At 71.7% G+C, this 23,992-nt stretch carries 23 protein-coding genes; 9 read left to right on the top strand and 14 right to left on the bottom strand.

From position 1 onward, the window contains the following. Positions 1-95: 95 nt before the first annotated feature. Positions 96-1,007 (bottom strand): helix-turn-helix transcriptional regulator, encoded by a 912-nt coding sequence (locus AAFN69_RS19835; protein ID WP_347729889.1) that lies wholly within the window; start codon positions 1,005-1,007, stop codon positions 96-98. A gap of 118 nt (positions 1,008-1,125) precedes the next feature. Here AAFN69_RS19835 and AAFN69_RS19830 point away from each other — a divergent pair, with 118 nt between their 5' ends. After that, the gene (locus AAFN69_RS19830) at positions 1,126-2,181 is read left to right on the top strand and encodes an NAD(P)-dependent alcohol dehydrogenase (RefSeq protein ID WP_347729888.1); all 1,056 of its coding nucleotides are present in this window, start codon (positions 1,126-1,128) and stop codon (positions 2,179-2,181) included. A 58-nt stretch (positions 2,182-2,239) separates the two neighbouring features. On the opposite strand, the gene AAFN69_RS19825 is transcribed toward AAFN69_RS19830, so the two are convergent. The 3 genes from AAFN69_RS19825 to AAFN69_RS19815 form a co-directional block, all read right to left on the bottom strand. Next, positions 2,240-3,760 carry a hypothetical protein gene (locus AAFN69_RS19825; RefSeq protein ID WP_347729934.1) on the bottom strand — a complete coding sequence of 507 codons (1,521 nt, stop codon included), beginning with the start codon at positions 3,758-3,760 and terminating at the stop codon, positions 2,240-2,242. Positions 3,761-4,086: 326 nt separating this feature from the next. Beyond that, positions 4,087-5,790: a ribosomal protection-like ABC-F family protein gene (abc-f, locus tag AAFN69_RS19820; protein WP_347729887.1), complete on the bottom strand. Its 1,704-nt coding sequence runs from the start codon at positions 5,788-5,790 to the stop codon at positions 4,087-4,089. A gap of 343 nt (positions 5,791-6,133) precedes the next feature. Continuing rightward, a complete protein-coding gene (locus tag AAFN69_RS19815; RefSeq protein WP_347729886.1) occupies positions 6,134-6,982 on the bottom strand; it encodes a CAP domain-containing protein in 849 nt (282 codons plus the stop codon). A gap of 245 nt (positions 6,983-7,227) precedes the next feature. On the opposite strand from AAFN69_RS19815, the gene AAFN69_RS19810 reads away from it, so the two are divergent. Next, positions 7,228-7,662 (top strand): helix-turn-helix transcriptional regulator, encoded by a 435-nt coding sequence (locus AAFN69_RS19810; protein ID WP_347729885.1) that lies wholly within the window; start codon positions 7,228-7,230, stop codon positions 7,660-7,662. Between the two features lie 130 nt (positions 7,663-7,792). On the opposite strand, the gene AAFN69_RS19805 is transcribed toward AAFN69_RS19810, so the two are convergent. The 6 genes from AAFN69_RS19805 to AAFN69_RS19780 all read right to left on the bottom strand — a co-directional run bounded on the left by AAFN69_RS19805 (position 7,793) and on the right by AAFN69_RS19780 (position 13,768). Then, positions 7,793-8,395, bottom strand: coding sequence for an ATP-dependent Clp protease proteolytic subunit (locus AAFN69_RS19805; RefSeq protein WP_347729884.1), 603 nt, complete (start codon positions 8,393-8,395; stop codon positions 7,793-7,795). A 1-nt stretch (position 8,396) separates the two neighbouring features. Continuing rightward, a complete protein-coding gene (locus AAFN69_RS19800) occupies positions 8,397-9,059 on the bottom strand; it encodes an ATP-dependent Clp protease proteolytic subunit (RefSeq protein ID WP_347729883.1) in 663 nt (220 codons plus the stop codon). Positions 9,060-9,190: 131 nt separating this feature from the next. Next, positions 9,191-10,093 (bottom strand): phosphorothioated DNA-binding restriction endonuclease, encoded by a 903-nt coding sequence (locus AAFN69_RS19795; RefSeq protein ID WP_347729882.1) that lies wholly within the window; start codon positions 10,091-10,093, stop codon positions 9,191-9,193. Positions 10,094-10,178: 85 nt separating this feature from the next. Then, positions 10,179-10,853 carry a peptide-methionine (S)-S-oxide reductase MsrA gene (msrA, locus tag AAFN69_RS19790; RefSeq protein WP_347729881.1) on the bottom strand — a complete coding sequence of 225 codons (675 nt, stop codon included), beginning with the start codon at positions 10,851-10,853 and terminating at the stop codon, positions 10,179-10,181. A 214-nt stretch (positions 10,854-11,067) separates the two neighbouring features. Further along, positions 11,068-12,120 (bottom strand): hypothetical protein, encoded by a 1,053-nt coding sequence (locus tag AAFN69_RS19785; protein ID WP_347729880.1) that lies wholly within the window; start codon positions 12,118-12,120, stop codon positions 11,068-11,070. 541 nt (positions 12,121-12,661) lie between these two features. Continuing rightward, on the bottom strand, positions 12,662-13,768 hold the full coding sequence (locus AAFN69_RS19780; protein WP_347729879.1) for a hypothetical protein: 1,107 nt from the start codon (positions 13,766-13,768) through the stop codon (positions 12,662-12,664). Positions 13,769-13,989: 221 nt separating this feature from the next. Between AAFN69_RS19780 and AAFN69_RS19775 the strand changes: the two genes are divergently transcribed. Then, positions 13,990-15,144 (top strand): cystathionine gamma-synthase, encoded by a 1,155-nt coding sequence (locus AAFN69_RS19775; RefSeq protein WP_347729878.1) that lies wholly within the window; start codon positions 13,990-13,992, stop codon positions 15,142-15,144. Positions 15,145-15,448: 304 nt separating this feature from the next. Here AAFN69_RS19775 and AAFN69_RS19770 read toward each other — a convergent pair whose 3' ends face one another. After that, positions 15,449-15,640, bottom strand: a complete 192-nt coding sequence (locus tag AAFN69_RS19770; RefSeq protein ID WP_347729877.1) for a DUF1059 domain-containing protein — start codon at positions 15,638-15,640, stop codon at positions 15,449-15,451. Between the two features lie 112 nt (positions 15,641-15,752). After that, positions 15,753-16,310: a MarR family transcriptional regulator gene (locus tag AAFN69_RS19765; RefSeq protein ID WP_347729876.1), complete on the bottom strand. Its 558-nt coding sequence runs from the start codon at positions 16,308-16,310 to the stop codon at positions 15,753-15,755. 154 nt (positions 16,311-16,464) lie between these two features. Between AAFN69_RS19765 and ilvA the strand changes: the two genes are divergently transcribed. The 4 genes from ilvA to AAFN69_RS19745 all read left to right on the top strand — a co-directional run bounded on the left by ilvA (position 16,465) and on the right by AAFN69_RS19745 (position 21,352). Beyond that, on the top strand, positions 16,465-17,700 hold the full coding sequence (gene ilvA, locus AAFN69_RS19760; protein WP_347729875.1) for a threonine ammonia-lyase: 1,236 nt from the start codon (positions 16,465-16,467) through the stop codon (positions 17,698-17,700). A 229-nt stretch (positions 17,701-17,929) separates the two neighbouring features. After that, positions 17,930-18,982, top strand: a complete 1,053-nt coding sequence (locus AAFN69_RS19755) for an ATP-binding cassette domain-containing protein (protein ID WP_347729874.1) — start codon at positions 17,930-17,932, stop codon at positions 18,980-18,982. Beyond that, on the top strand, positions 18,979-19,836 hold the full coding sequence (locus tag AAFN69_RS19750) for an ABC transporter permease (RefSeq protein WP_347729873.1): 858 nt from the start codon (positions 18,979-18,981) through the stop codon (positions 19,834-19,836). Before AAFN69_RS19755 ends, AAFN69_RS19750 begins: the two co-directional genes overlap by 4 nt. 778 nt (positions 19,837-20,614) lie before the next feature. Beyond that, the gene (locus AAFN69_RS19745; protein WP_347729872.1) at positions 20,615-21,352 is read left to right on the top strand and encodes a UTRA domain-containing protein; all 738 of its coding nucleotides are present in this window, start codon (positions 20,615-20,617) and stop codon (positions 21,350-21,352) included. A 97-nt stretch (positions 21,353-21,449) separates the two neighbouring features. Here the strand turns inward: AAFN69_RS19745 and greA are convergent, their stop codons facing one another. Together greA and AAFN69_RS19735 are read right to left on the bottom strand one after the other, a co-directional pair. Then, complete coding sequence (gene greA, locus AAFN69_RS19740) at positions 21,450-21,947, bottom strand: transcription elongation factor GreA (protein ID WP_347729871.1); 498 nt, start codon at positions 21,945-21,947, stop codon at positions 21,450-21,452. Positions 21,948-22,175: 228 nt separating this feature from the next. Then, positions 22,176-22,580 (bottom strand): DUF4307 domain-containing protein, encoded by a 405-nt coding sequence (locus tag AAFN69_RS19735; RefSeq protein ID WP_347729870.1) that lies wholly within the window; start codon positions 22,578-22,580, stop codon positions 22,176-22,178. A gap of 242 nt (positions 22,581-22,822) precedes the next feature. Between AAFN69_RS19735 and mca the strand changes: the two genes are divergently transcribed. Both mca and AAFN69_RS19725 read left to right on the top strand, forming a co-directional pair. Further along, entirely contained in the window at positions 22,823-23,704 is an 882-nt protein-coding gene (gene mca / locus AAFN69_RS19730) for a mycothiol conjugate amidase Mca (protein ID WP_347729869.1), read from the top strand. Beyond that, entirely contained in the window at positions 23,697-23,945 is a 249-nt protein-coding gene (locus AAFN69_RS19725) for a hypothetical protein (protein ID WP_347729868.1), read from the top strand. Before mca ends, AAFN69_RS19725 begins: the two co-directional genes overlap by 8 nt. The last annotated feature ends 47 nt before the right edge of the window (positions 23,946-23,992 follow it).

Below are 23,992 nucleotides of genomic sequence, written 5' to 3'. Positions count from 1 at the left end.
CGCGGATGACGTGCCCTGGACCAACCGTCTCCGCCGATCGTCCGTCACACCGCCGAGGGCGGCGCCGTTTCCGCGGCGCCGCCCTCGGCGGTCGTTCAGGCGGTGGCCGCACCCCCGGCCCCGGTCCGGTCCGGCGCCCCGGAGCGCGGCCCGGACCCCGGCTCCGGCGGCTCGGCCGGCCCCCACCCCGCCAGCAGCCGCAGCGACTCCGCCGACCGGCTGCCCGGCTCCGCGTGATAGGTGACCAGGGTCAGCTCGGGATCCTCCGGCGGTCGCAGCGCCTCGTAGAACAGGGTCATCTCGCCCACCAGCGGATGACGGATCAGCTTGCTGCCGTGTCCCTTCTCCTGCACCGTGTGCGCCGCCCAGAGCCCGCGGAATTCCGCACTGCGCACCGACAACTCCCCGACCAGCGCGGACAGCTTCGCGTCGTCCGGGCAGTACCCCGCGTACATCCGCAGCAGGCTGACCACATCGACCGCCTTCCGCTCCCGGTCGACATAGATCTCGGCCGCCCGGGGATCGAGGAAGACCATCCGCGCCATGTTCCGCTCGTGCGGCTCCATCGCGGCGAAATCCCCGAGGAGCACCCGGGCCATCCGGTTCCAGCCCAGGATGTCCAGCCGCCGCCCCAGGACGTACGAGGGCACCGACTCCATCGAGTCCATCAGCTGCTGGAGCGCGGGCCGCAGCCGCTGGGACCGGACCGTCCGGCCGTACTTCTTCGGCTTCGGCCGGGCGAGGTGGCTCAGATGGGAGTGCTCCGCCTCGCTCAGCCGCAGCGCCCGCGCGATCGAGTCGAGGACCTCGGCCGACACATTCCCGCTGTTCCCCTGTTCCAGCCGGGTGTAGTACGCGACCGAGACCCCGGCGAGCTGCGCCAGCTCCTCCCGCCGCAGCCCGGGAACCCTGCGGCGGCGGCCCAGCTCGGGCAGCCCGACATCGGCCGGCCGCAGCCGGCCGCGGCGCGAGCGGAGGAATTCGCTGAGTTCGGCACGCTGGTCCATGCGCCCAGTATCGGCGGTGCCCGGACCGGCCGGCCTGACCCTGCCAGTGGTACGAACCCCGGGCGTACGCTTGGGAAAGGGCTGGCTCCGAGTGATCCATGTTGCGAGAGTGATGCCCATGACCACGCAGACCGTCACCAGTGTTCCCGCCTACGCCGCCCCCGCCGCCAGGGCACCGCTGGAGCGCACCACCATTTCCCGCCGCCCGGTGGGCGAGCACGATGTGCTCATCGAGATCAAGTACGCGGGCATCTGCCACTCCGACATCCACCAGGCCCGCGACGGCTGGGGCGAGGGCACCTTCCCCATGGTCCCCGGCCATGAGATAGCGGGCATCGTGGCCGAGGTGGGACCGGGCGTCACCGGATTCGCCGCCGGCGACCGCGTCGGCGTCGGCTGCATGGTCGACTCCTGCCGCACCTGCGACAACTGCCGCGCCGGGCTGGAGCAGTACTGCTCCGACGGCCCGGTCTACACCTACAACTCCACCGACCGCGGCGGTGAGACCACCCTGGGCGGATACTCCACCCACATCGTGGTCGACGCGGCCTACACCGTACGCATCCCGGACGCCCTCCCGTTGGACGCCGCCGCCCCGCTGCTCTGCGCCGGGATCACCCTCTACTCGCCGCTCGTCCACTGGAAGGCGGGCCCCGGGAAGAAGATCGCCGTCGTCGGCCTCGGCGGTCTCGGCCACATGGGCGTGAAGATCGCCCATGCGCTGGGGGCCGAGGTGACCGTACTCAGCCAGTCGCTGCGCAAGCGGGACGACGGGATCCGGCTCGGCGCCGATCACTACTACGCGACCAGCGACGACGACACCTTCAAGCAGCTCGCCGGAAGCTTCGACCTCATCATCTCCACGGTCTCCGCGCCGCTGCCGCTGGACCGCTATCTCGCCCTGCTGAGGACCGACGGCGCGCTGGTGAACGTGGGCGCGCCCGAGGAGCCCGTGTCCCTCAACGTCTTCTCACTGCTGGCCGGCCGCAAGACCCTGGCGGGGTCGGGCATCGGCGGAATCCGGGAGACGCAGGAGATGCTGGACTTCTGCGCGGAGCACGGACTGGCCGCCGACATCGAGCTGATCCCGGCCGACCGGATCAATGAGGCGTACGAGCGGGTCCTGGCGAGCGATGTGCGGTACCGGTTCGTGATCGACACCGCGACCATCTGACCGCCGCCCGGGGTCACCCGTCCCGGCCGGGACGGGTGACCGGGGTGTGCGTACGGGCTCAGCAGCCCCGGTCCGCCCACGGCAGCCGCCAGGGCGAGCCGATCCGGTACTCGCCGGCCCGCTTCACCGTCAGCCGGGTCCACTCCCCGGCCGGCTCCAGACACGCACCCTCCGCCCGCAGCCAGGGGGAGTACGCCACCCGCACCGTCACCGAACCGGCCGCCGGTATGCGCACCGCCAGCTCCGCCGAGTCGCCGCCGGTCACCTCGCCCGGGGACGACACCAGCGGCACCGCGTCGCGGACCCGGTAGACGGTCCAGTGCGCGTCCCGCCACACCCGCTCCAGCCACTCGGGCTCACCGCGCACGATCGCCGCCTCGCCCTTTGCCGGCCCGTCCTCCTTGCCGTGCGGCAGCACCACCAGGCCGACCGCCCAGCGGTCCAGCCACTGCCGGTAGGAGGACTCGGTCAGCGAGCCGTCGTAGAAGAGGCGGCCCCGCTCCACATCGAGCTGGCGGTTCCACCCCTTGGCCATGGAGATGTGCGGGGAGAGCACGGCGGCCTCCCGGTGATTGCGCGCCGGGACCACCTCCACCCGGGTGCGGTCCGCGCCCAGCCGTGCCAGTTCCCGCAGCACACCGCCGGTGTTCCGGGCCCACGCCGGCACGGTGGTGGAGACCTCCAGATCGTCATCGGTCTTGTCGACCAGCCACCAGGTGTTCACCACGACCACCGCGGCCAGCAGCAGCCGGGCCGCCTTCTGCCGAGACGACCGGGAGGCGCGCGCCAGCAGCGCGGCCAGCAGCACCGGCGGTCCCGCCAGGCCCACCAGCCGTTCGACATTCGTCCCTATCGGCGAGGCGATGACATAGGTCAGGACGACCCCGACGGCGTACACCGCCGCCCCGTACCGCACCACCCGCCACTTCGGCGGCGCGGCGAGCACCAGCGCCGCGCAGGTCAGCAACGGCATCCAGAGCTTCCCTGAGGGCATCGGCATCTCCCCGCCGAAGGGGAAGAGCACGGTGGTCGCCGCGACCACGGCCGCCGGGGGCAGCAGCAGCGGCACCGCCCGGCGCCACCGCCGGTCCAGCAGCTGTGCCGCGCCCGCCACCACCAGGAAGAGACCCGCGACCGGGCTCGCCAGGGTGGCCAGTGCCGCACCGCCGGCGCAGATCAGCGGCCGGCGCAGATACACCAGCGCGACCAGGCCGAGCGCGACACCGAGGGCGAAGGTGGTCCGCCCGGAGGCGATGTTGCACCAGATGGCGAACGCGCCCAGCAGCGCGGGCCAGAGCGGCCGCACCCCGCCGGACGTCCGCAGGGCGCGCGTCAGAAGGCAGGAGAGCGCCCAGGTCGCGCCGAGCCCGGCGGCCACCGAGACCGCCCGCACCCCGAACACCGCCATCAGCGGAGGGGCCAGCACGCTGTAGTTGGCGGTGTGTGTTCCGCCGTACCAGGAGAGGTTGTACGCGGACGACGGATGCCGCTCCACGAAGCCGGTCCACGCCACCTGCGCCGCGAGATCGCCGCCGCCGGTGCCCAGCCACCCCGCCCACAGCACATAGAGCGGAACCATCGCGCCGGTGGCGATGAGCGGGTCGCGCCACCACGGCCGGACGGGTGACGCCGCCCCCGTCCGCCCGGTGTCCGCCCCGCCCCGGGCCCGCTCTGTCCGCTGTCCACTGATCCCCACGCCCGAACCCTACGTGCGGGCCGCCGGGCACTCCCCGCGGGCCCTGTCGGCGGTGCGGGAGCGGTGGTGCGGTGAGCGGCGGTGCGGGCCGGCGGTGCGGGAGCGACGGTGCGGGGCCGACGGTACGGGAGCGGTGGTGCGGGGCCGGCGGTACGGGACCGGGAGGCCCCGGACCGCCGGAAACCCGCCCGTCGGGGAAGCGCAGCGCCTCAGCCGGGCTGCCCGGCCAGCGCCCGGCCCGCCCGCAGCTCCAGCCGCTCACCCGCGAAACCGGACCGGAAGCGGCGGTCGTGCGACACCGCCACGATCGCCCCCCGGTACGCGGCCAGCGCCTCCTCCAGCTCCTCCACCAGACTCAGCGCCACATGGTTGGTCGGCTCGTCGAGTACGAGCAGATCCACCGGCGTACGCAGCAGCCGGGCCAGCTCCAGCCGCCGCCGCTGACCGATCGACAGCGCCGCCGCCGGAGCCTCCAGATCGTCGGCGCGGAAGAGCCCGAGGGCGAGGAGTTCGTCCGTGTACTCCTCGGGCGCTCCGGGACGGCCCGCCGCGTAGGCCTCCAGCAGGGTGCCGGGCGGCGGCGCGGCGGGGAGTTCCTGCGGCAGATAGCCGATCCGGACCCGGGCCCGGTGGTGCACGGTGCCCCGGTCGGGGCGGAGCTCACCCGCGAGCACCCGCAGCAGGGTCGTCTTGCCGGCGCCGTTCGGGCCGGTCACCAGGAGCCGCCGGCCGGCCGCCACCCGCAGTCCGTCCAGCCGCAGCCGGTCACCGACGGCGATCCCGGCCAGCCGGGCGATCGTGTCCTCAGCACCCTCAGCGCCCTCAGCACCCTCCGTGCCTCCGGTGGGCGCGGTGAGCGCGGGCGCCCGGAATCGCAGCGGCTCCGGCGGCGAGGTCACCGGCTCCCGCCGCAGCCGCTCCAGCCGCAGCCTGGCGGCTCTGACCTGCCCGGACAGCTTGGCCTCGTGCGAGCGGCGGTGTTTGCCGAACCCCTCGCCCGGATCCCGGCCGCTGCCGGCGAGCCGCTGCCCGGCCGCCGCGACCAGCTCCTCCGTACGGGCCACATCCGCCAGCCACTCCTGATGGTCCTGCGCCCAGCGGCGGCGGGCGGCGGCCCTGGCGGTGCGGTATCCGGCCCAGCCGTCGCCGTACCGGACCACCGTCCGGGTGTCCCGGTCGACTTCGAGGACGGTGGTCGCGACACGTTCGAGAAAGGCCCGGTCGTGGGTGACGGCGACCACCGTGCCGCGATGGGCGCGCAGCCGGTCCTCCAGCCACTCCACGGCCCGCTGGTCGAGATGGTTGGTCGGCTCGTCCAGCAGCAGCAGTTCGGGCGCCGAGGCCAGCACCCCGGCGAGTGCCAGGCGCGACCGCTCCCCGCCGGAGAGTGTGGCGAGCGGGCGCTCCCGGCCGATGCCGCCGAGTCCGAGACCGTGCAGGGCGGCATCGGCCCGGGCGTCCGCCTCATAGCCGCCGCGCTCCTCGAAGGCGGTCAGGAGCTGCCCGTACTCGGCGAGCGCCCTATCGCCGGAGTCGGTCTCCAGCTCCCGCTCGGCCAGGCGCAGCCGCCGCTCGATCTCCCGCACCTCGGCGAGGGCGGCGTCGATGGTGTCGCGCACGGTGTGGCCGGGGCCGAGCCCGAAGGTCAGACCGAGGGTCTGGGCGAGATGTCCGGTGCCGCCGGGGGCTTGGACGGTGATCCGGCCGGTGTCCGGCGTCTCCGCCCGGGCGATGAGCCGCAGCAGGGTGGATTTGCCGGAGCCGTTCTCCCCGATGACACAGGCACGCTCACCGGGCCGGACGGTGAGGGTCACCCGGTCGAGGACGGCGCGGGTGCCATACGCCTTGGAGACGTCGTTCAAGGCGAGCTGGGCGCGCTCGCGCGAGGTTTCCCTCGTGGTTTCTTTGCGCATGTCGGTATCCCTGGGAACGACCTGCCGGTGCGCGGGGGCGCCGCCCGCTCGCGGGACAGGGGGCGAGCGCGGCGCGACGGAGCACGGCAGGGAAAGGTGCGGGCCGGTGGGCCCGGGGCCGGGTGGGAGAAGGGGACACCGGCGGAGTCCATGGACGGCTGTCCTGGACTGCGACGCCGGGTCCGCGCCCGGATCAGATGAAGAAGTACGGCTTGTGTGCACCCATGGGAGAGAGTCTAACGAGACGCGCCGCCTCGCCGCATCCGGATATCCGCGGGGGAGCGGGATACGGGCGCGGCGGGCCGGCGCGTGACGTCCGGGCGCCCGGGGCGCGGTCCCGGTCCTACTGCCCGCAGATCCCGAGATCGACGACGAAGGTGCCCGCGTCGTCCCGGTCGGCTCCGGCCGGGTCGGCCGCGCCGCCGAGCGCCATGGAACCCAGTTCCCTGAGGTCGGGGTCGAGGATGACCTCGCGATGCCCGGCCGTGCTCACATGGAGCCACCAGTGCACCGCCTCCCGGGGCGTGCCCGCGCCGCCCCAGCCGGTGTAGGTGACCTCTTTCGCCTTCCAGGCCGCCCGGCCCGGGCAGTAGTTCTCCTCGTCGACCCGGCTCGCCATGGTCGAGCCCGTCCTCGGATTGGTGTGCGAGTCCTGTCCGGGACCCCACCACTTCTGCTCGACGGCCGCACGGGCGTGGCCGTCGGCGGCCCGGGCGAGGGCGCTGTTCCAGCTGAGCTCGGGGGCGCCGGCGAGTGCCCGCTCCTCGTTGATCAGACAGAGCAGGGCGAGGTTGTGCCGCTGCGCCGACCGGCTTCCCGGAGCTCGCGGCTCGGGTGCGGTGGCGGGGGCGGGTCCGGCGGCAGGGGTGGCCGTACTCGTACCCGGTTCCGTACCCGGCTCGGTGCCCGGCTCCGGGCTCGGAGCGGCACCCGGTTCCGTACCCGTACCGGTACCCGGTCCGGGGTCCCCGTTCGCGGGGTCGGCCGGAGTCCCGCCGGTGGTGGGCGGGGTGCCGGTGCTCCCGCCGCCGGGAGGGGAGTCGTAGAGGGCCTGCCCATGTCGGCGGCAGTGTTCCCGAGCGGCCGAGGCCGCCGTGGCGGCGGTCGCCGTGACCGGTACGAGCGCGGCGGCGATCACCGCCACCGCCAGGACCCGAATGGTCCGCTTCCGTCGCGGCACCCCATGGAGCACGGCGGGTCGCCTCCTTCTGCCTGCCTCGACTGCTGACGCCGGATACGCACCCTATGAGCATCTCCACGCCCCGCGCACCCGGAGCATCCCCGTCCATCGCCCGAGCATGTGGACCCCGCCCCGCGTCCCACAAGGATTCGGCCATGGAACCGGCCATCGGATCGGCGGCCGTCCGGAGCGGGGGTTTCGCCGGTGGCGGAACGCAACTCCCTTCCCCTGACGGCCCTGCCTCCTAGGCTGGGGGAGTGAGCAGCAGCCGTGTTCCGAAGGAAGCCCGTGTCATCCCCCTGCGCCCGGCGCCCTCCGGGCCCGCCCCCGCCGCCAGGGAGCCGCTCTGGCGCCATGTCGTCGGCGGCGTACTCCGCCGTGAGCGGCTCGATCAGGAGCGGACGCTGAAGGACGTGGCCGACGCCGCGCGGATCTCGATGCCCTATCTGTCCGAGATCGAACGCGGCCGAAAGGAGCCCTCCTCCGAGGTGCTCGCGGCAGCCGCGCACGCCCTCGGACTCGAACTGGTGGATCTGCTCACCCTCGTACAAGGCGAGTTGACGCGCACCCGTCCCGCCGCGCGCCCGCACCGCCCCACGACGGGTGTCCGGGATGCCGCCCGCGCGCTGAGCGGATTGAGCGCCCCGCACCGCACGGCCCCGCCCCGGAGCGAGGTCCGGCTCGCGGCCTGAGGCGTACGCGCTCCTCCGCCATGGCCCGTGGCCCGTACGACACCGCTCGCGGCCGTACGGATCACGGGCCGTCCCGCCGCCGACCCGGCCGTCCCGTCGCCGGCCCGGCCGGCCGGGTCACGCCCGGCCGTCAGAACTGTGCCATCCGGCGGCTGAGCACCTCGTCCGCGAGCCCGTAGGCCACCGCCTCTTGGGCCGTGAACACCTTGTCGCGGTCCATGTCCGCGCGCAGGGTCGCGATGTCGTGACGGGTGTGCCGGGCCAGTACCTCCTCCACCTGGGAGCGGATCCGGAGCATCTCCTTCGCCTCCAGGGCGAGATCGGTCACCACTCCCTGCCGTCCCCGGCTCGCGGGCTGTCCCAGCAGCAGCCGGGAGTGCTCCAGCACGAAACGCCGCCCCGGGTCCCCGCCGGCCAGCAGAATCGCGGCGGTCGAGGCTGCCTGCCCCACACAGAAGGTGGAGATCGGGGCGCGGACGAAGCTCATCGTGTCGTAGATCGCCATCAGCGAAGTGAACGATCCGCCCGGTGAGTTGATGTAGATCGCGATCTCGCTCTCCGGGCTCGCCGACTCCAGGTGCAGGAGCTGCGCGATGACCACATTGGCCACCCCGTCGTCGATCTCGGTGCCGAGGAAGATGATCCGCTCGGAGAGCAGCTTGCTGTAGATGTCATAGGCGCGCTCACCCTGCGGGGTGCGTTCGACCACCGTCGGAATCGTGTACTGGCCCATGTCAGAGACCCGCCTTCCGGCGCGGCCCGGCCGGGCGGATGTCGGTGAGCGACTCGACCACCCGGTCGACCATCCCGTACTCCCTCGCCTGTTCGGCCGTGAACCACCGGTCCCGGTCACCGTCCCGGGAGATCGTCTCCTCGGTCCGGCCGGTGTGGAGCGCGGTGATCCGTTCGATGGTCCGCTTGGTGAACTCCAGGTTCTCCGCCTGGATCGCGATGTCGGCCGTCGTCCCGCCGATACCGGCCGACGGCTGGTGCATCATGATCCGCGCGTTCGGCAGGGCGTACCGCTTGCCCGCCGTCCCCACGGTGAGCAGGAACTGCCCCATGCTCGCCGCGAATCCCATGGCGAGGGTGGAGACATCGTTGGGGATCAGCCGCATGGTGTCGTAGATCGCCAGCCCGGCGGTCACCGAACCGCCCGGACTGTTGATGCAGAGCGCGATATCGGTCTTCGGATCCTCCGCGGACAGCAACAGCAGCTGTGCGCAGATCCGGTTCGCGGACACCTCGTCCACCTGGGTCCCCAGGAAGATGATCCGCTGCATCAGCAGCTGTCCGGCGAGCTGGTCGTCGAAGCGCGTCGGGACGGTCTCCCCCTCCGAGGCGCGCGGGGCGGCGCCGGGATCCCACAGGGTGCCGGGGGCGGTGAGCGGTGACATGGTGCCTCCTCGATGAGCAAGGTCGTTTGCTGTCACCACTGTTGCCCCGGGCACGCCGCCCCGGCCCCGATCTCGCCCCTCAGCAGATCTGCTCACGGCAGAGCCGGTGGAAGCGCCGGCATTCGCGCCGTTCAGACGGCTTCGGCCACCCGCGCCCCGCCGCGGAACACCTGGCCCGTGTGCCAGTCGATGTGCTCGGGCGCCACCTGGGCACTGCCCCTTCGCGGGCCGGTGAGAGTGCCGCCGACGAGATCGAGCACCTGGGTCCGCGCGGTGGTGCCGTGGCCGGTGAACTCCCGCGAGACCATGATCCGCCGCCGCCCGTCCAGCCCCAGCACACCCCGGTCGAAGAGTTTGTGGTGGAGCGAGCAGAGACAGAGGGCATTGCTCAGCTCATCCGGCCCGCGCTGCGCCCACCAGCGGACATGAGCGGCCTCCAGCCCTACCGGGACGCGCCCGATCGCCCCGTCGAAACCGCAGAAGGCACAGCGGTACTCATAGGCGATCAGCACCTCGGCACGCAGCCGGGCCGCCCGCTTGCGCTCGCGCACGGTCCGGGTCACACGAGCGGCGCCGTCGGCCGACTCCAGGTCGAGACCGGTGTGGGCGGCTATGTCCGAGTGCAACGAGGGCGGGAAGTGCAGCTCCAGCAGCAGCTGGGCCAGTCTGCCGAGCAGCGCCGGATCTGCGGTGAGCGCGGCGCGCAGCCCCGGAGCCAGCCGTCCCTCGGCGAGACTCTCCCGCAGCACCCCCACACCCGTGCCCGGGCTCACCGCGCCGTCCCGGGTGGACACCTCCCAGACACCGTCACTGACGAGATGGTGAAAGGGGTACGAGGGCGAGGTGCGGCGCGGGGGACCGTACTCGCGCAGGAGTTCCCGCAGGTCCTGTTCGACATCGGAATACCGCAGGGCCCCGTCGGGCCGCTGCTGGAACCGCGCGAGGGCGTACAGCATCAACAGCGGCTTGTGCGGGGCGCGCTCGCCCCCGGCGCTCCACTGACGCAGATTGCCCACCCGCTCGATCCAGTCCATGGAGGGACTGTAGAGCGGGTGGCGGGAGACGTCTCCGCCCGGGCACACCGGGCACCCGGGGCCGGTCCCCGGAAGGGCCGGAGGGTCAGGCGTCGGCCTGCGGTGCCTTGGCGACACCGATCGGGCAGCTCACTCCCGTGCCCCCGATACCGCAGTACCCGGCGGGGTTCTTGTCGAGATACTGCTGGTGGTACGCCTCCGCCGGATAGAACGGGCGGCCGTCCGCCGGGAGGATCTCCGTGGTGATCGGGGAGTAGCCGGAGCCGGTCAGCACCTTCTGGTAGGCGTCGCGGGACGCCTTGGCGGCGGCCTCCTGCTCCGGGGAGTGGGTGTAGACCGCCGAGCGGTACTGCGTGCCCACGTCATTGCCCTGGCGGAAGCCCTGGGTCGGGTTGTGGGACTCCCAGAACACCTTCAGCAGCTCCTCGTAGGAGACCACCGACGGGTCGAACACCACCCGGACCGCCTCGGTGTGGCCGGTCATGCCGGAACACGCCTCTTCGTACGTCGGGTGCTGGGTGTGGCCGCCCTGGTAGCCCACCAGGGTCGTCCAGACGCCCGGGATCTGCCAGAACTTGCGCTCCGCGCCCCAGAAACAGCCGAGGCCGAAATCCGCGACCTCCAGGCCGTCCGGATAGGGGCCGAGCAGCGGATTGCCCAGGACGGTGTGGCGGTCCGGGACCGTGAAGGACGGCTCCGGGCGGCCCTTCAGCGCCTGGTCGGGGGTGGGGAGCTCGGGGACGCGACGGGACAGAAACATACTGTTGCTCCTCAGGATTGCCGGCCTCGGGAGAACGTACGGGGCGGCCCGGGCATTCCCCGCGGCCCGTCCGCCGGGCGCTTTCGGGCCATCCCCCTCTCGGCCGCCCGCCCGGCCGGCGCCGGCCCGCTCGGCGGGAGATACCCGCTGGTCAGCGGTCCGGGAGCGGGCCCGGGTCCGGTGTCCGCAGGTGGTTCGCGAGCCGAGCCGGGTGTCAGCCGCCGGTCAGATTGACCGCCCGGTCACGGAGCGTTCCGTACAGCTCCGCGGGGTGCTCGGTCTCGTTCCAGGGGAACGCGCCGACCCAGCCGTCCACCAGCCGGAACTGTTCCAGGGCGAGTGCCGCCCTGCCCTGGCGTATCAGGAAGTACGCCAGCATGTGCCGGGCCTCCGGCAGATACGGGTGGTTCGGGCGGGCGGCGGCGACATCCTCCCGGAGGAGGTCGACGGCCTCCGCCGGCTCCCCGGTGCGGAACTCCCGGTCGTGCGGCTCCGCGGGGAGGTGGTACCACCAGGCGGCCAGCCGGAGCGAGCTGAGCAGCGCGCCCGGCGGCGCCGCGCCGGCCGACTCCGCCGCGAAGGCGGCGGCCCGCTCGCGGGAGCCGTGCCAGTGGGCGCTCCAGTACTCCAGCGCGCCGCGGTGTGCCAGATGGTGGTACGGGTCGCGGGCGCTGGTCTGCGCCCAGAGCCGGTGCATGTCCTCGTGGGAGCGGCTGAGGCCGATACCGCGCCAGATGTCCGCGACATCCGGCGACGGGTCCCGCTCGCCCAGCTCCCGCGCCCGGGCGATGGCCCGCCCGGAGCGGTTCAGGATCCGGAAGAAGCCCTCGGACCGCTCCTGTTCCGTACGGGAGGGGTGGTTGCCGCCGCGGATGCGCCAGGCCAGTTCGATCATCGCCATCGCCTGGACCCCGGCCGACCCGGGATCGTCGGGCCGTTCGGCGCGCCAGCGCTCCAGCCAGGCGTCGTCCACCGCAGCCGCCCCGGCGAGCTCGCCGATCACCGCCGTCCGGCGCTCCCAGTCGGTGCCGATGGCCTCCAGCAGCTCGGCGCCGGGCCGCCATCTGCCCGACCTGGCCGCGGCCACGACGAGATCCGCCCGGGGGTCCGGCCCGGGGCGCCGGGCGTTCTGGCGGTCCCGGGGGAGCATGCCCAGCTCGGCGAGGCGCGCCGCCGTGACCGGGCGGTCGGGGTCGCGGCCGAGCCTCAGCCGGAGCCCGGATCCCGATTTCCAGCGGCGGGAGATGCGGCGGGAGAGATGAGCCATGGCGCCAGACCTTTCAGCGGGCGGGTGATGCACGGAACAGGCTCTGTCCGGCGGGCCTCCGCGGCCCCGGACCGGTGGCGGGCGGCGGGGGATCTCACCCGCCCCGGCCGCCCCGTCCGTGCCGCCTGTCCCGCCCGCCGCGCCGCCCGGTCGTCCGTGTCTCCCGGACCGGTCGCGCGGCCCGGTGCGTCCGCACCGCCCGGGTCATCGCCGCCGCCGCTGTCGTGCGCGCCGCCCGAGCGGCTCCATGGAAGCGTCTCCCGGCCGGTGCCTCGGCCGGCCGCGGTGGCCGCGCGATGATGCCCATGTGCCTGTCCCCCCAGGAGTGAGCATGTCGGGGTCCCTGCGGCCGGCTGTTTCAGGCATGTCCCGAACAGGGCAAGGCTGCGTAGGGGAGTCGGAGTATCACCGTATGTGTCACCGTGCCGCAACTCCGCGTACGTGATACAGCCATGAAAAACGGTTCCGGGCCCGGAACGGGGGACAGCCGCGCCCCCCGACCGGCGCGGGTCGGGGGGCGCGGCCGTGCCGGACGGAGGGACTACCGGGGCAGCGAGGCAGGGCTCCCGCCATTCGCCTCGTACCCGGCGACCGCCAGATTCCGGTACACCGTGTACTCCGCCGCCGGGTCGTCACTGAGGGTCCAGGGCAGCGCGCCGACATGGCCGTCCACCCGCACCAGCTCGTGCATCGCCTCGCCCCAGCGCTCCGAGCGCACCAGGAACATCACCAGCAGATGCCGTACATGGGCGAGCATCGGGTCGCCCGCGCGCGCCGAGTGCACCGCGTGGAGCGCGCCCCCGACGGCCTTGGAGACCACCTCGGTGCGGTGGAAATTCTGAACCATGACCAGGTCGGGGATGTGCTCGTACACCGCGAAGAGCGGCAGCGCCGCCAGCAGTGAGCCGCGCGGGGCGCGGGCCGCGGCGGTGGTCGCGAAGTGGTCCGCCTCCTCACGGCTGCCGTGCCAGCTCTCGCACCAGTACCTCAGGGCCGCAAGATGCGCCCCCATGTGCTGCGGCGCCCGGTCGATCACCTTGGCCCACACCTGGTCGAACCGCTCGTGCGGATAGGCCAGACCGCGCGCCACCGCCAGCTCGACGATGTACGGGATCGGGTCCTCGGCATCGAGGAGGGCGGCCTCCTCGCAGACGGTGCGCGCCTCCTCCAGGATGATCCGGAAGTCGTCCGAGCCGACGCTCGACGACCGCCACGCCTGCTGCACCAGGAACTCCGCGTGCACCTGCGCGGCGCCGGTGTCCTTCGGTGACTCCGACCGCCAGTCCCGCAGCCAGGCCCCGCCGATCCCGGGCCGCTGCTGGAGCTCCAGTGAGGCCGCGCCGGCGAATGCCTGGACCCGCTGCCAGCGGACCTCGCCCTCCTTCGGGGTCCCGGCGAGCAGCTGGGCCGCCGCCCGCCAGCTCCCGGTCTGCTGCACCACATTGAGCACATCGAGAAGATCCTGGTCGGGGCCCGGGAGGCGGATGTCCAGCTCTTCCTGGCGGACGAACCCATAGGCATCCGGATCGGCGGCATCCGGTGACCCCGGTGCGACCTGGTGGATACCGGCACTCCGGCGGCGCATGACGAAAGGACCGACGATCGCGACCAGCAGAGCCGTCGCGATCAGGAACCAGAGAATCTCCATGAGGCCATTCTCCCGGACACCGGCGCAATCGGGCCACGCCCTGGCGACTGTCCGCCATGCGGTCGGCCCCGGCGGCCGGGTCCCGGACCCGCTCCGGCCCTGTGGGGACCGGCCTCCATGCCCTTCGCCCGTGCGGTTCTCACCACCGCCGCCCACGCGGTTTGTAACCTGCGCAAGAACGGAAAAGCGCCTGGCGCGTCCACGGAGCTACCCTCGGCCTCATGACCGACCAGCACAGTTTCCACAACCTTGAGACCCTCGCCATCCATGCGGGGAACACCGCCGATCCACTGACCGGCGCGGTCGTCCCGCCCATCTATCAGGTCTCCACGTACAAGCAGGACGGTGTCGGCGGGCTGCGCGGCGGCTATGAATACAGCCGCAGCGCCAACCCGACCCGTACCGCGCTGGAGGAGAACCTCGCGGCTCTGGAGGGCGGACGGCGCGGACTCGCCTTCGCCTCCGGTCTCGCCGCCGAGGACTGCCTGCTGCGCGCACTGCTGTCACCGGGTGACCATGTGGTGATCCCCAACGACGCCTACGGCGGTACTTTTCGGCTCTTCGCGAAGGTGGTTGCGCGCTGGGGAGTCGACTGGTCCGTGGCCGACACCTCCGATCCGGCCGCCGTGCGTGCCGCGATCACGCCCAGCACCAAGCTGATCTGGGTGGAGACCCCGTCGAATCCGCTGCTCAACATCACCGACATCACCGCGCTGGCCGAGGTCGCCCGCAGCGCGGGGATCCGGCTGGTGGTCGACAACACCTTCGCCAGTCCTTACCTCCAGCAGCCGATCGCCCTCGGCGCCGATATCGTCGTGCACTCCCTCACCAAGTACATGGGCGGCCACTCCGATGTCGTCGGCGGTGCGCTGATCGCGGCGGACGCGTCGGTCGGGGAGGAACTGGCGTACCACCAGAACGCGATGGGGGCCGTCGCGGGTCCCTTCGATTCCTGGCTGGTGCTGCGCGGCATCAAGACCCTTCCCGTCCGGATGGACCGGCACAGTGTCAACGCCGGCCGGGTCGCCGAGATGCTCTCCCGTCATCCCCGGGTCAGCCAGGTGCTCTACCCGGGGCTGCCCGACCACCCCGGTCACGAGATCGCCGCCAAGCAGATGAAGTCCTTCGGCGGCATGGTCTCCTTCCGGGTCGCGGGAGGCGAGGAGGCGGCGGTGGAGGTCTGCAACCGTTCCGAGCTGTTCACCCTGGGAGAGTCCCTGGGCGGGGTGGAGTCCCTGATCGAACACCCGGGCAGGATGACGCATGCCTCCGTGGCCGGCTCGGCGCTGGAGGTGCCCGCCGACCTGGTGCGGCTCTCGGTCGGCATCGAGGCGATCGATGATCTGCTGGCCGACCTTCAGCAGGCGCTCGGCTAGCGCCGCTGTTCCGGATCCACGGATCGGACAGGGCACGCGAGCCCCGGTGAGAACCGGAGCGGAAGCCCTGGGAACGCCCTGAGCCGACGCCCGGGCAGGCGCCGGCTCACATGTACGGACAGTGGGTGTGCACGGACAGCCGGTGCGGGGCGCGCTGCCGGTGGCGCACCCCTGCCCGGAGGTATGGAGCGGCCGTCCGGCGGCGCCGGTGTGCCGTTCTTCGCGTGCCCGCTCGTGTCCCCGTGCGCGCCGGATGCTCCTGTGCCGGATGCCCGTGGGCGCGGGACCGGCGCCGTGTGTTCCGTCAGGCGGGGACCTTCTCGTCCTCCAGTGTTGCTCTCACCTGTTCCCGGAGCTCGGGGGAGTCCTCGTGCCGGTGCACGGAGACCGCATGCTCGGACGCGGCCCGTACGACTTCCTCTTCCTCGCCGGCGATGGTGAGGGTGCAGTTCGACTCGCTCGGGAATTTGCGGCAGTCAGCGACTTTTCTGGTCATGACGACCTCCTCGGTGCTGTTTGCATACCGCTTGTTCCAGGATAGATCCGTATGGCACCGATGAATTCGGTTGATCGCATTTCTTTGTGCGCCGGGGCGGGCCCGTGCGCGGTTACGAGGGATTCGGCGGGGCCTCCCTGCCGCCGCCGGCCTGGGGCACCGATGCCAGGCCGCCCGCCTGGTCGATCGGCGGCAGTCCCGCCTGGCGGGCCGAGAGGGCGGTGTTGAATCGGGTGAGCAGGGTGCAGAACGATTCCCGCTCGGTCTCCGTCCAGCCGTCCGTCACCTGCGCCATCAGTTCGCGCCGCGAGGAGCGGACCTCTTCGAGCCGGGCCTGTCCGCGCGGCGAGAGCTGAAGCACCACCGCCCGGCCGTCCTCCGGGTGCGAAGTCCGTTTCACCAGACCGGTGTCGACGAGCGGGGCGACCTGGCGGGTGACGGTCGACGAGTCGATGCCCATCCCCGCCGCGAGTGCCTTGACCCCCATCGGGCCCTCCCGGTCGAGCCGGTTGAGCAGCAGATACGCGGCGCGGTCCATGGAATTGCGGACCTGTCCGACCCCGCCGAGCCGGGTCTGTTCCGCGCGGCGGGCGAACAGGGCGACCTGGTGCTGGAGAGCATCGAGGAGGCCCGGGTCCAAATGAGTTGTCATGTCCTGAGAAGTGGGCATGGCCGGTGGCTCTCTCGTGCGGTGGTCGATTGGTGGGGGAAAGAGTACGCGGCGGCGGGGCGGTCCGGACGGGCTTGGGGAAACCCATAACAAGCGGTTTTCCGCAGGGGTATCCGGCGAGCCGTCCGCCTTGTGAGCTGCGAGACTTGAGGTCATGAGCTTCAGTGCGCGTGACACCTTTCGCCCGGTCATCCTCGACGACATCCGAGGGGCCCAGAAGATGCTGTCCGGGGTCGCGCGCGCCACCGCGATGGAGGGGAGCCGGTATCTGACCGGGCTGGTGGGCTCACCCGTCCATCTCAAGTGCGAGAACCTCCAGCGGACCGGTTCCTTCAAGCTGCGCGGCGCCTATGTGCGGATATCCGGGCTCCGCCCGGAGGAGCGGGCGGCCGGGGTGGTCGCGGCGTCCGCCGGGAACCACGCGCAGGGGGTGGCGCTGGCGTCGTCCCTGCTCGGAGTGCGTTCCACCGTCTTCATGCCGGTCGGCGCGCCACTGCCGAAGACGGCCGCGACCCGGGAGTACGGCGCGGATGTCCGGCTGCACGGACAGGTGATAGAGGAGACCCTGGCGGCGGCCGAGGAGTACGCCGAGCGCACCGGGGCGGTCTTCATCCACCCCTTCGACCATCCCGACATCATCGCGGGCCAGGGCACCGTGGGGCTGGAGATCCTGGAGCAGTGCCCGGAGGTGCGGACGATCGTCGTCGGCATCGGCGGCGGGGGGCTCGCGGCGGGCATCGCGGTGGCGGTGAAGGCGGTACGCCCGGATGTGCGGGTGATCGGCGTCCAGGCGGAGGGCGCCGCCGCGTACCCGCCCTCGCTGGCGGCGGGCCGTCCGGTCAGCGTCCGGACGCCGGTGACCATGGCGGACGGCATCAGGGTGGGACGGCCGGGCGACATCCCCTTCAAAATCATTGGCGATCTGGTCGACGAGGTCCGTACGGTGTCCGAGGACGAGCTCTCCAGCGCGCTGCTGCTCTGCCTGGAGCGGGCGAAGCTGGTGGTGGAGCCCGCGGGGGCGTCCCCGGTGGCCGCCCTGCTGAGCGATCCCCGGGCATTCCGGGGGCCGGTGGTCGCGGTGCTCTCGGGCGGCAATGTGGACCCGCTGCTGATGCAGCGCATCCTGCGGCACGGCATGGCCGCGGCGGGCCGTTATCTGTCGCTGCGGCTGCGGCTGACGGACCGCCCGGGTGCGCTGGCCGGGCTGCTGGGTTCGCTGTCGGTGCTCGACGTCAATGTTCTCGATGTGAGTCATGTGCGGACCGATCCCCGGCTCGGGCTCACCGAGGTGGAGGTGGAGCTTCAGCTGGAGACGAAGGGGCCGGGGCACTGCGAGGAGGTCGCGGGGGTGCTGCGCTCCTCCGGGTACACGGTCTCGGTCGTGGGCTGAGCCCCTGGTCCACCGGTACCCGGCCCACGGCCCCGATCTCCGGGGGATTTCCCGGACCCGCCCCTTGAGGTATCGCGATACATCGCGATACCTTCGAGCGCGCCGATGGCCTGCCATGTCCCGCCAGGTGATGGATAATTCGGCAAACACTAATAATCTGGGCATTTCGGTATGGGGCATCCGCGGCCCACTGAGGGAAACGATCCACCAGCCACTCTGGGAGACCTCTATGCCAGGCGCCATTTACGCCGAAGGACTGGTCAAGACCTTCGGCGACGTAAGGGCACTGGACGGCGTCGATCTCGACGTCCCCGAAGGCACCGTCCTCGGACTTCTCGGCCCCAACGGCGCCGGGAAGACCACGGCCGTGCGCGTACTGACCACCCTGCTCCAGCCCGACAGCGGAAGGGCTGTCGTCGCCGGAATCGATGTTCTCGACCGGCCCAATGACGTCCGCCGCTCGATCGGCCTCTCCGGCCAGTTCGCGGCCGTGGACGAGTATCTGACCGGCCGCGAGAACCTCCAGATGGTCGGGCAGCTCTATCAGCTCAGCTCCCGCGACGCGAAGGCCCGGGCGGGCCGGCTGCTGGAGCGTTTCGACCTCGCGGAGGCCGCCGACCGCCCCGCGAAGACCTACTCCGGCGGTATGCGCCGCCGGCTCGACCTGGCGGCGGCGCTGGTGGTCTCGCCGCCCGTGATGTTCATGGACGAGCCCACCACCGGCCTCGACCCGCGCAACCGGCAGCTGCTGTGGGAGGTCATCGAGGAATTGGTCCGGGGCGGCACCACCCTGCTCCTCACCACCCAGTATCTGGAGGAGGCCGACCGCCTCGCCGACACCATCTGCGTCATCGACCACGGCCGGGTGATCGCCCGGGGCACCGCCGACCAGCTCAAGGCCCGCACCGGCGGCGAACGCGTCGAGGTGGTGGTCCACGACGCGGCCCGGATCCCCGAGGCGAGCGAGATCCTTCAGCGCTTCGGCAAGGGCGGGATCGCCATCATCGAGCACACCCGCCAGCTGACCGTCCCGGTCAGCGGCGGCGCGAAGCTCCTCGCCGAGGTGATCCGCGAACTCGACTCCCGGGGCGTGGAGATCGACGACATCGGCCTGCGCCGCCCCACCCTCGACGATGTCTTCATCTCCCTCACCGGCCATGTCGCCGAGGTGGCACCGGAGGAGACCGAGGGCGGCTCGCCGGACGATCCCGCCGGCGGCCGGAAGGGCCGGCCGCGCAAGGCGGGCCAGGACCCCAACCCGCACCAGGAGGCAGCCGGATGAGCGCCACCACCGAGACCGCCGGAATCGCGGCTCCCGTCCCGCGCGGCGGCATCGCGCAGTCGGTCGGCGATTCGCTCGTCGTGGCGCGCCGCAATCTGATCCGGATGACCCGGATCCCCGAAGTGGTCATCTTCGGACTGGTCCAGCCGATCATGTTCGTCGTGCTGTTCACCTATGTCTTCGGCGGGTCCATCCAGGTCGGCGGCACCATCTCGGCCCAGGCGTACCGCGAATTCCTGATGGCCGGCATCTTCGCCCAGACGGTCACCTTCGCCACGGCGGGCGCGAGCGCGGGCATCGCGGACGACATGCAGAAGGGGCTGGTCGACCGGTTCCGCTCACTGCCGATGAGCCGCGGCGCGGTCCTCACCGGCCGCACCCTGGCCGACCTCGTCCAGACCGCTCTCACCCTGCTGGTCCTGGCGGGCGTGGCCCTGCTGGTCGGCTGGCGCACCCACGAGAACATCGGCAAGGTGCTCTTCGGCTTTGTCCTGCTGCTCTTCCTGGGGTACGCCTTCTCCTGGATCGGGGCCCTGATCGGCCTCTCGGTCCGCACCCCGGAGGCGGCCACCTCGGGCGGCCTGATCTGGCTCTTCCCGCTGACGTTCATCTCGAACGCCTTCGTGGACCCGAACCAGATGCCGTCCTTCCTGCGGCACATCGCCGAATGGAACCCCTTCAGCGCCACGGTCCAGGCGTGCCGCGAACTCTTCGGCAACTTCCCGCCGGGCTATCAGACCCCGGACGCCTGGCCGATGCAGCATCCGGTGATCGCCTCGCTGCTCTGGTCGCTGCTGATCCTGGTGGTCTTCCGCACGCTGGCGGTTCGCAAGTACCGCAGGGCGGCGGGCTGACCGCGCTCACCCCTCACCCCTTGTGCCGACGCCGGTGCCCACCCGTGGCGGGTGGGCACCGGCGTTTCCAGTACGGCGGGGGTGCACCCTTCCCGTCGCACGATGAGCTGTGCGGCCCGCGTCCAGGGCATACGCCAATCCCCGTGGAGGACGTCGTCGTGCGTGTCGACGGCGGGGTACGGCCGGGAAGGGCGGTAGATCACACCGTGTACGCCGATGGGTGTGCGGGTGCGCGCCCGTACGGCGGTGTACCCCTCCCGCAGGTGCGGGCAGGCGCGCACGCTCTGCACGGCGCAGGCCATGCAGAGCGGCGGATGGGTGGTGGTCAGGTCGCCTCCGTCCCCGCCCAGCAGCCAGAGGACCCCGTCCCCGGTCCGGTCGGCGGGTCCGCCGCACACCTGGCACAGCGTCCGCCACATGGCCCGCCGCTGCCGGAGAAAGTGAATCCGCCCGAACTCGGGCCGCCCCCGGCCGGGACTGGACGTGATCCGGCTCCACAGCACCCCGTCCGGATCCCGGTCGTACGGCGTCTCGTCGGCGTATCCGATGCCCATGCCCCGGACGACCACGAGGGGGCGAAGTGCCTGCTCGGAGCTCCAAGCGGCGATGTACGGCACTGGAGGGCGGTGGCGCGGCGTCGCGGATGGCATGACGGTGCCCCTGACGAGAGTACGTATGCTAGCTCACGGATAAGTCTCCGCGTGCTCGCTTGCGTGCGTCAAGTCAGCCTGTGGGTACGCTCTTGGCGCGAGCTAGCAGGCGAATACGGGAGGCGGAAATGGCACCACGGATCCAGCGCGAACTGCCGCCGTTCATGCAGATCGCGAATCACTTCCGGCAGCGGATCATCGACGGGGAGATCGGTCCGGACGCGAGGTTGCCCTCAATCGCGGAAATCTCCGCCGAGTGGGGTGTGGCCACCGCGACGGCCGCGAAGGGCATCAAGCAGTTGCAGGCCGAGGGGTATGTCCGCTCCTCCACCCAGGGCACCTTCGCCGACCTCGGACGGAAGCAGACCACCGGCCCGGACCGGCTGGGAATGCTGCGCGTCGGCGGGACCGGAATGCGCCCCGGCGAGCGCGTCGAGATCCTGGACGCCGGCCTCGTCCCCGCGCCGGAGGAGGTCGCCGAAGCACTCGGGGTGGACCCCGGCATACCGGTCATCCGGCGGCGGCGCCGATACGAGGACGACGAGGGCGTGATCGCCCTCTCCACCTCCTGGCTCCCCGGCGAACTCGCCGAGTCCGCACCCGAGCTGCTGATCCCGGAGCCCCTGCCCCTGATGACCTTCGGCTTCGTGGAGCAGCGATCGGGCCGGCGGGCGGTGCGCCGAAGGGACGCCGTCACCCTGCTGCCCGCGCCGGCGGAGGAGGCCGCACTGCTCGGAGCCGCGGCGGACACGCCGGTGCTGGTCATGTCCAACCACTACTGGGACCAGCAGGGGTCCGTGACGGAGTACGCGGTGGACCTGTTCGGGCCGGGGCGCAGGCTCTCCGCCGAGTACGACATTCCCTAGCGGGGGCAGGAGCCGACGATGCCCGGCTTCGACGCCTGAGGCGCCGGCACACGACGGGGCCCCCGGTGCCCGGCACCGGGGGCCCCGCCGTCGTCCGTCAGCCCTGGTAGGGCTTGGCCGCGAGGATCTTCACCGAGGCCGACTTGCCGTTCGGCAGCTCGTACTGGGCGTCGTCGCCGACCTTCTTGCCGTTCACTCCCCGGCCCAGCGGGGACTGGGGGGAATAGGTCTCGATCTCCGTGCTGGCGTATTCGCGGGACGCCATCAGGAAGGTCAGCGTGTCGTCCTCGTCGCCGTCGAAGGCGATCGTCACGACCATGCCCGGCTCGACGATGCCGTCGTCCGCCGGGGCCTCGCCGACCTTCGCGGTGTCGAGGAGCTGGGTCAGCTGGCGCACACGGAGCTCCTGCTTGCCCTGCTCCTCCTTGGCCGCGTGGTACCCGCCGTTCTCCCGCAGGTCCCCCTCCTCGCGAGCAGCCTCGATCTTCTTGGCGATCTCGGTGCGCGCGGGACCAGACAGGTACTCCAGCTCGGCCTTCAGCTGGTTGTACGCCTCCTGGGTGAGCCAGGTGACGTTTTCGCTGGTCTGGGTCACAGGTGCTCCTCGTAGGTACTGGGAATACAAAGCATCGCCCTACCCAGAAGCATGGTGTCTTCATGGATGGGCGAAACCACGAGCCTAACAATTTCGGGGCCCGAGGGGGAGGACAAAAACCATCAGAACCGCGTCAGTGCTGGTCAGCGCGGAGGACTTGGTTCGCGTCCGCCGGGCGGAAGGGCCCGGAAGGGGGCTCAGGGGCGTGTACCACCGCACCCGGAGAGGTCAGCGGGCCTCGCAGCGCACCAGTTCGGCGCTGGTCGCCCGGGCCGTGGTCCGGAGCTTGACGACCTGGTCGATCCGGGTCTCGCCCCGCTGGTCCACGGCGACATCGCGGCGTCCCACCTCGACACCGTCCTCCGAGCGGGAGCGGACCGTACAGGTGCCGGTCGCGCCGCCCTCCTTGCGGATCTCCAGATGGATCTGGACCTCGTCGCCGGAGACGACCGAGGACTTGATGATCTCGGCGCTGATCCGCTGCTCGGAGATGTAGTCGTAGCCGAACCAGCCGACCATCGCGACGAATCCCGCTCCGAGCACGGCACCGAGGATCTTGAGGCGGCGGTCGGCGCGCTGGTCGGCCGAGCGGCCGTAACGCTCCGTGGGCGGCTGCTCCCGCACATCGCTCATGATCTTCCTCTCGGGCCGTTTCGGGCGGTCTGTCACCGCTTGTCGGAGCGGTGATCGCCGTCACGCGTCCGCCAATCCTCTCAGGCAGCAAGACAGCGGAATTTTCCACCCCCCGGTTCGGTCACTATAGAAGTCGCCCTCACCACCCGATCGCCGGCCCGCGCCGCCGTCCCGTAACGGCGTCACCGCAGGACGGCAACGACCATTCGCGACGAACGCCCGAATTCACTGAGGATCGAGTCTTGACTGAGCAGCTGCGACTGATGGCCGTCCACGCGCACCCCGACGACGAGTCGAGCAAGGGCGCGGCCACAATGGCGAAGTATGTGTCCGAGGGGGTGGACGTGCTCGTGGTCACCTGCACGGGAGGCGAGCGCGGCTCCATCCTCAACCCCAAGCTCCAGGGCGACGCCTATATCGAGAAGAACATCCACGAGGTCCGCCGCAAGGAGATGGACGAGGCCCGCGAGATCCTCGGGGTCGGCCAGGAGTGGCTCGGCTTCGTCGACTCCGGGCTGCCCGAGGGCGACCCGCTGCCCCCGCTGCCGGAGGGCTGCTTCGCCCTGGAGGACGTCGAGACCGCCGCGGGACGGCTGGTGCGGTCCATCCGCTCCTTCCGGCCGCAGGTGATCACCACGTACGACGAGAACGGCGGCTATCCGCACCCCGACCACATCATGACCCACAAGATCACGATGGTGGCGTTCGAGGGCGCGGCGGACGCCGAGCGCTTCCCCGAGGCCGAGTTCGGCCCGGTGTACCAGCCCCGGAAGCTCTACTACAACCAGGGCTTCAACCGTCCCCGCACCGTCGCGCTGCACGAGGCGCTGCTGGCGCGCGGGCTGGAGTCGCCGTACGGGGAGTGGCTGGAGCGCTGGTCGGAGTTCGAGCGCGTGGAGCGGATCCTGACCACGCATGTCCCGTGCGGCGAGTTCTTCGAGATCCGGGACAAGGCGCTGATCGCGCACGCCACCCAGATCGACCCGGACGGCGGCTGGTTCCGGGTGCCGCTGGAGCTCCAGCGGGAGGTCTGGCCCACGGAGGAGTACGAGCTGGCGAAGTCTCTGGTCGACACATCCCTCCCCGAGGACGACCTCTTCGCGGGCATCCGGGAGAATGCGTGATATGAGCGCAAGCGCAAACCTCGCAATGACGCACGTGGCCACCCTGGCCAAGGAGCTGGACGAGAACAAGGTCACCCCCGGTGTTCTCGGCTTCCTGGTCTTCGCGGCGCTGGCCGTGGGCGTGTGGATCCTGATGAAGTCGCTGAACACCCACATGGGACGGGTCAACTTCGAGGAGGCTCCGGAGGTCGCCCCGGACGGGCCCGCGGAGTCCGTGAAGGTGACGAAGCCCCGCGCCTGAGCGACGGCCCGGCCGGCGGTCCCCCGACGGGGCCGCCGGCTCCGTGC

This window comes from Streptomyces sp. CAU 1734 (assembly GCF_039888735.1).
Taxonomy (GTDB): domain Bacteria; phylum Actinomycetota; class Actinomycetes; order Streptomycetales; family Streptomycetaceae; genus Streptomyces.
The sequence above is the reverse complement of the archived record's forward strand: the minus strand, read 5'-3'. Positions and strand labels throughout refer to the sequence as shown.

What these genes read in the sequence shown, in the direction of transcription:
- AAFN69_RS19765 (WP_347729876.1), bottom strand. Translation starts at nt 16,310, where the DNA reads ATGCCCACTTCTCAGGACATGACAACTCATTTGGACCCGGGCCTCCTC.
- AAFN69_RS19795 (WP_347729882.1), bottom strand. Translation starts at nt 10,093, where the DNA reads ATGGACTGGATCGAGCGGGTGGGCAATCTGCGTCAGTGGAGCGCCGGG.
- msrA (WP_347729881.1), bottom strand. Translation starts at nt 10,853, where the DNA reads ATGTTTCTGTCCCGTCGCGTCCCCGAGCTCCCCACCCCCGACCAGGCG.
- AAFN69_RS19735 (WP_347729870.1), bottom strand. Translation starts at nt 22,580, where the DNA reads ATGAGCGATGTGCGGGAGCAGCCGCCCACGGAGCGTTACGGCCGCTCG.
- abc-f (WP_347729887.1), bottom strand. Translation starts at nt 5,790, where the DNA reads ATGCGCAAAGAAACCACGAGGGAAACCTCGCGCGAGCGCGCCCAGCTC.
- AAFN69_RS19825 (WP_347729934.1), bottom strand. Translation starts at nt 3,760, where the DNA reads ATGGTTCCGCTCTATGTGCTGTGGGCGGGGTGGCTGGGCACCGGCGGC.
- AAFN69_RS19745 (WP_347729872.1), top strand. Translation starts at nt 20,615, where the DNA reads ATGGCACCACGGATCCAGCGCGAACTGCCGCCGTTCATGCAGATCGCG.
- AAFN69_RS19775 (WP_347729878.1), top strand. Translation starts at nt 13,990, where the DNA reads ATGACCGACCAGCACAGTTTCCACAACCTTGAGACCCTCGCCATCCAT.
- AAFN69_RS19800 (WP_347729883.1), bottom strand. Translation starts at nt 9,059, where the DNA reads ATGTCACCGCTCACCGCCCCCGGCACCCTGTGGGATCCCGGCGCCGCC.
- AAFN69_RS19770 (WP_347729877.1), bottom strand. Translation starts at nt 15,640, where the DNA reads ATGACCAGAAAAGTCGCTGACTGCCGCAAATTCCCGAGCGAGTCGAAC.
- AAFN69_RS19725 (WP_347729868.1), top strand. Translation starts at nt 23,697, where the DNA reads ATGCGTGATATGAGCGCAAGCGCAAACCTCGCAATGACGCACGTGGCC.
- ilvA (WP_347729875.1), top strand. Translation starts at nt 16,465, where the DNA reads ATGAGCTTCAGTGCGCGTGACACCTTTCGCCCGGTCATCCTCGACGAC.
- AAFN69_RS19785 (WP_347729880.1), bottom strand. Translation starts at nt 12,120, where the DNA reads ATGGCTCATCTCTCCCGCCGCATCTCCCGCCGCTGGAAATCGGGATCC.
- AAFN69_RS19805 (WP_347729884.1), bottom strand. Translation starts at nt 8,395, where the DNA reads ATGGGCCAGTACACGATTCCGACGGTGGTCGAACGCACCCCGCAGGGT.
- AAFN69_RS19755 (WP_347729874.1), top strand. Translation starts at nt 17,930, where the DNA reads ATGCCAGGCGCCATTTACGCCGAAGGACTGGTCAAGACCTTCGGCGAC.
- AAFN69_RS19780 (WP_347729879.1), bottom strand. Translation starts at nt 13,768, where the DNA reads ATGGAGATTCTCTGGTTCCTGATCGCGACGGCTCTGCTGGTCGCGATC.
- AAFN69_RS19835 (WP_347729889.1), bottom strand. Translation starts at nt 1,007, where the DNA reads ATGGACCAGCGTGCCGAACTCAGCGAATTCCTCCGCTCGCGCCGCGGC.
- AAFN69_RS19750 (WP_347729873.1), top strand. Translation starts at nt 18,979, where the DNA reads ATGAGCGCCACCACCGAGACCGCCGGAATCGCGGCTCCCGTCCCGCGC.
- AAFN69_RS19830 (WP_347729888.1), top strand. Translation starts at nt 1,126, where the DNA reads ATGACCACGCAGACCGTCACCAGTGTTCCCGCCTACGCCGCCCCCGCC.